This window comes from Deltaproteobacteria bacterium (assembly GCA_016874775.1).
Classification (GTDB): domain Bacteria; phylum Desulfobacterota; class Binatia; order Bin18; family Bin18; genus VGTJ01.
In genome coordinates this window covers 1-4,830 of the sequence record VGTJ01000282.1, presented here as the reverse complement: position 1 = coordinate 4,830, position 4,830 = coordinate 1, and the positions used below count along the sequence as shown (strand labels likewise).

General features: G+C 57.4%; 6 protein-coding genes. 2 read left to right on the top strand and 4 right to left on the bottom strand.

All coding sequences use genetic code 11. The features are described from left to right. Positions 1–222: 222 nt before the first annotated feature. Positions 223–915: a hypothetical protein gene (locus FJ147_27245; GenBank protein ID MBM4259581.1), complete on the bottom strand. Its 693-nt coding sequence runs from the start codon at positions 913–915 to the stop codon at positions 223–225. Then, positions 906–1,562: a plasmid pRiA4b ORF-3 family protein gene (locus FJ147_27240; GenBank protein MBM4259580.1), complete on the bottom strand. Its 657-nt coding sequence runs from the start codon at positions 1,560–1,562 to the stop codon at positions 906–908. The genes FJ147_27245 and FJ147_27240 overlap by 10 nt, the downstream gene beginning before the upstream one ends. A gap of 76 nt (positions 1,563–1,638) precedes the next feature. On the opposite strand from FJ147_27240, the gene FJ147_27235 reads away from it, so the two are divergent. Further along, positions 1,639–2,082, top strand: a complete 444-nt coding sequence (locus FJ147_27235; GenBank protein MBM4259579.1) for a hypothetical protein — start codon at positions 1,639–1,641, stop codon at positions 2,080–2,082. A 116-nt stretch (positions 2,083–2,198) separates the two neighbouring features. Here the strand turns inward: FJ147_27235 and FJ147_27230 are convergent, their stop codons facing one another. Together FJ147_27230 and FJ147_27225 are read right to left on the bottom strand one after the other, a co-directional pair. Beyond that, positions 2,199–3,539 (bottom strand): hypothetical protein, encoded by a 1,341-nt coding sequence (locus FJ147_27230; protein ID MBM4259578.1) that lies wholly within the window; start codon positions 3,537–3,539, stop codon positions 2,199–2,201. Between the two features lie 83 nt (positions 3,540–3,622). Then, positions 3,623–4,360, bottom strand: coding sequence for an HXXEE domain-containing protein (locus FJ147_27225; GenBank protein ID MBM4259577.1), 738 nt, complete (start codon positions 4,358–4,360; stop codon positions 3,623–3,625). A gap of 211 nt (positions 4,361–4,571) precedes the next feature. Between FJ147_27225 and FJ147_27220 the strand changes: the two genes are divergently transcribed. Continuing rightward, positions 4,572–4,830, top strand: a 259-nt coding sequence (locus FJ147_27220; GenBank protein ID MBM4259576.1) for a hypothetical protein, incomplete at its 3' end; no start/stop codon positions are given.

Genomic DNA, 4,830 nt, shown 5'->3' with positions numbered 1-4,830 from the left:
GCGCTTGGAGGTGGTGCGCCGTTCGGCAGACGCCAAAGGCTTTACCGTGTTGCCCCGCCGCTGGGTGGTGGAGCGGTCCTTCGGTTGGCTGGGGCGCTAGCGGCGCTTGTGTCGGGACTTCGAACATACCACCGTTTCCAGTGACGCTATGGTGTACTTGGCCAGTATCCGGCGCACGCTGCGGATGGTGACGACGGAAAATACGAATTAAAAAACACTTTCTTAGGCGATCGTCCCCATGTTGGTGCCCGCTCTGCTCGTTGCATCACGGGCATGCACATAGCCACCATCGATCCCCACGGTCAGCGGTCCCTCTGGACGTGGCATGTTTGCCCAGTCGCGTGGACAGCCGTCGATAAACGCCCCTTGTTCATCGCCTAACTCTGCGTCACTCCGCTCCGCAATCTGTGCCACCTGACGTGCCAGCGTCATCGGATGGAGAGCTTGGTCTAGTGGCAACACATCCGTCAGCACACGTGCCGCCATGCCGTACGAGATCAACGCTGCCCACTTCGCCTCCAAGTAGCAGAGTTCCGGGGCCGTGCGTTCCGTGAGCAGGGCCGCCAGGGGACTGACACTCCTTCGGCCTCGGCCTTCACACGGACATTGATAGAAGCGAACACTCTCCAAGGACAGTTTGCCAAAGAGCGTGCGGAAGGTGATGTGATGGCGGCCTTTTCTGGTGCGGACGCGGTGACAACTGGGAGACTGTTGCTCCCGAGCAGTATACTCCTTCACCTGCTGAGCGACGACGACTTCTTGGAGTTTGTGCAACACCGTCTTTGCTTCCGCCAAAGTCAAACCTACGGTTTCCGCGTGCAGTTCGGTCCGTTCGAGCTCCGCGACCTCGTGCGTCGTGCTCTTCTCACCACCCTCGGTTTCAATGGTCACGTGAATCTTCATCTTCAGAGGCATAGTGCGTCCCTCCAACCAGGATCATCCGTGGCATACCACCGTAACCGTTGGTTGACGAGCCGACGCGGAAACCGCTCAGCCGTGAGCCAGTAGAGCAACTGGCTGAGTTCTTCGTATTCTTCTTCCTCCAAGATCCTCCGTTGCTGCGCGAGCTCGTGCAACATTTCCGTCGTTCGATGAATCGTGTATCCGGGGCGGAAGTGATCGTGGAGCGCGAGAAAGCCCCAGGGACCGCCACAGTCTTCGGGCGGACAGGCACGGGCACCGCCGACACAGACTGGATACCGCTGTGTGGGATTGATCGGCAGCACTTTTTCCAATCGGATTTCGTGTTCCCAGTTATCACCAAAGTCGTAGGTGTACAGAAAGCGCTCGTGCGCACGCAACTGAAAATCATGGAGATACACGTGGGTCGGGTCATCGGCAAAGACCGTCCCCCCGCTATGATAGACGCCGTAGTCCTTGCCGTGGATGAAGAAGGTATGGAGATGGGTATCGGTCCAGCCCATGACGAGCTGCAAAATATAATGGAGATCGGCGATGGTACTATCGCTGCGGACAAGAATGCGTCGCCAAATCGTGGGGCTAATACCACGCAGCCAAATGCGAAACTGGTAAATGGCTGGCGCTGACTCTTGACTGCTCATTGGCTCGCAGCCTAGCAAGCTGTTTAGGGTTTGGCATCTGCTTTTTTCTTAGCCCCCACTTTGTGATGGACTCGATTTGCGGCAAGACGGCGCCCTCGCATTACTGGCCGCCGCCGAATTGTTTGATGTCCGCGCCGGGGCACGGTTTCGCACCTACGCGATGTACTGGCTGCGGCAAGCCGTGACTCGTTCCTTGCGCACGCGGCGCCTTGTGCTGCCGTCCCGGGCGCAGCAGCGCATCGCGCGCCAGCTGCGCCGGAAAACCGAACAACTCGAACAGCTCCTGACCCGCGCGGTCTCACCGGATGAACTGGCAGTGGCCACCGGCTTATTGCCCCGCGACATTGCCGCCGCCTTGGCGACGCAACGTCGGGAGATCTCGCTTGATGCGCCACTCGGCGAGGGGCGGGTGTGGGCCGATGTGCTCGCCGCCCCAGACCAGTCGCTGGACGATAACGAACCGCGCAGCTGTGAAGAGGCTGTGTACATGGCACGCTTACGGCGGGAACGCCTGCGATAAATGACGCGGTCTCCCGTCGCTCCCGATACGCGACCCTGCGTGGGAATCCTCCGCCTACGTATGCACGCATCGTCGCATAACTACGAGTGACTGATACACGAGGGGAGACGGACTCGTTACGCGCGGACTCCGCGGGTTGCCGCTCGCATCACTGCTTCGCGCATCTTCGCTTGGGTAATCATGTCCGAGGCCTCTCCCATGGTGAGTGGGACCGGATGCGGAATGCGCAGATAGCGTAAGACATTGAGCTGTTTGTCACTGGCGGGATTCTGCCGCCAGTACGCCTTCGGATTCGTCAGCCCGCCGGCTCCCACTTTGCGGGCATGGTCCTCAGCAATGCCCTGAATATATGGGAGTGTGTACCCAGAGGCCAACTCGGTCATCTCGCCGTTGTGTGACATGAGGGCGGCCTGCCAGCGTGTCGTTTCCTTTCCTTCAGGTGAGAGAATAATCCAGCCTTGGTCGCCCAGCGACAATGAAAAGAAGTCTTCCACTTTCAGCCAGTGTAACGGCCGCTGACGAAACAGGTCCATCGTCTGTGCGGTCCGTTCCACCTTGACCGGCTGACGCTCTTCGACCTGTTCCAGTTGTTCTTGCACTTCTCTGACCGTACGGGTGTGCAACGCGTGCAAAGGTAAGCCGGTCAGGGAAGCAACGCTCGCCAGATGATGATGCGTGGAAGCGCCGACCACGTCGATCACCAGACAGTCGGTTTTACTTGGGTACAGTCGTGTGCCACGGCCCACCATTTGGGTAAACAGCGGCGTGCTTTGGGTTGGCCGAGCGACAATCACACAATCAACGGAAGGCTCATCGTAGCCTTCCGTGAGCACCCCGCAATTGGTGATCACGCGTGTCTCTCCGGTGCGAAAGCGCTGCAGCAACGCACGTCGCTCGTCAAGGGGCGTGTCGGCATGCACACGTTCGGTAGGAATGCCGGCACCATTGAAGAGTTCTGCCATGAGCTCAGCGAGATGGACAGTGGGGGTGAAGAGTAGTGTCTTCCGGCCTGGTGCGTGTTCCTGGTACGCCGCCAGAATATGCTCGGGTGCGTGCACGTGTAACGGCAGGTTGGCGACTTCGGCATCGACAAAATCTCCCGCCCGCGTCCGTAACTGTCGGAAGTCCGCATACAACTGAATGTGGATCGCACGCAGATCGGCCAAGTAGCCGGCCATGATCATTTCCAGCAAAGTCTTCCGGTACACGATCTTTTGAAACACATGGCTCAGACCGACGCCATCCCCACGCGTTGGGGTTGCGGTCACACCCAGGGACAGCGGCCCACCTTTCCTGAATGCGCCAGCCCGTTCCAGAATCCGCCAATACGTTGCCGCGACCGCATGATGCGCTTCATCCACGATCACCGGCACCTGCGCGTGGCGCCACACCGGCTCGGAAAACAGTTGCGCAAAGGGAGCCAACACTCCTATCATCTCTACCGGCAGTGAGGGCATGGAGTGTCTCCAGAGTGTGAGTTTGCCTTGCAACAGCAACTCTATCCTAGAGGATACTTCTCCCTCCTGCTATCGGAAAATGGCTAAAGTCGAGAATGAGGTCTCTCGTCAATCCGCCTGAATAGGAACAAAGGAACACATGACCACATGACGAGTGCAAAGAAATACGCACTCTCTGGTATCAGCCTCAGCAGGTTGGCTACGAGCATGCCTCCGACCATGAGCACATGGGCAAGTACAGCCCAGACCATGCTGAATACGACCTGCGGCTTATAGTGGGAGTGTATCTCCAGCACTTTCCCGTAGAAAAACAACCCAGCCGGGATGAACAGGACCAGAGCAGTCAAAAGTCCTGGATTGTATTCCCGCTGGAGCACCGCAGCACCAATATGAGAAACCGCATTAACGAGCACGATGCCAGCCATTGCCAGCGCAGGGAACAGATGTGACGGTGCGCGCCAGATGGCAATCATGCCAACGAGCCACACTAACGAAGTGTTAATGACAAAAATGGCTGCGGGGGTCAGTGGGCACGGCATCCTGTCTTGACACCCGCCAAAGGTGGCAAAGAGCTGGTTGATGTGCCCTAGAAACGCGTAGCGATTGCCAAACAGATCGATCCAGTGTTCCTCATCTTGGTGAAGGATGTAGGCGACCAGTAACCCCACCGATAGCACCTTGAAATCAGCAAGCAGCGGACCTGTCTCATGCTGTCCACGCATTGTGAGTACACCAAAAAACAGGAAAGGCACCGCATAGGTTCCTATCTTCATCCAGTTACCAATAAGAAACTCGTATTGGCCGACAGGGACCCACAACATCCCAAAGAGTGCCACAAGCGGGACCCATGTATAGTGCTGTTGCGTCATTGTGTTCCCCCATTTACTAAGGCTACGTATTGTCAGTGTGAAGAACAACTATTGCGGAGCCCTATTGAAGAGAATCATATCGCATCACGTGAAGCACTGCCACGAACTTCAGCAGATGATGATTCGTGCGTTTCCGTAATTACTCTATCAGTGAGTGGCGTAGATGAAGATCAATACTGAGAACGCGCTACCTTCTCTCAGAAAGTGTTTTTTAATTCGTATTTTCCGTCGTCACCATCCGCAGCGTGCGCCGGATACTGGCCAAGTACACCATAGCGTCACTGGAAACGGTGGTATGTTCGAAGTCCCGACACAAGCGCCGCTAGCGCCCCAGCCAACCGAAGGACCGCTCCACCACCCAGCGGCGGGGCAACACGGTAAAGCCTTTGGCGTCTGCCGAACGGCGCACCACCTCCAAGCGC

Coding starts and splice junctions, on each gene's coding strand:
- FJ147_27245 (MBM4259581.1), bottom strand. CDS start 915: ATGCCTCTGAAGATGAAGATTCACGTGACCATTGAAACCGAGGGTGGT.
- FJ147_27240 (MBM4259580.1), bottom strand. CDS start 1,562: ATGAGCAGTCAAGAGTCAGCGCCAGCCATTTACCAGTTTCGCATTTGG.
- FJ147_27230 (MBM4259578.1), bottom strand. CDS start 3,539: ATGCCCTCACTGCCGGTAGAGATGATAGGAGTGTTGGCTCCCTTTGCG.
- FJ147_27225 (MBM4259577.1), bottom strand. CDS start 4,360: ATGTTGTGGGTCCCTGTCGGCCAATACGAGTTTCTTATTGGTAACTGG.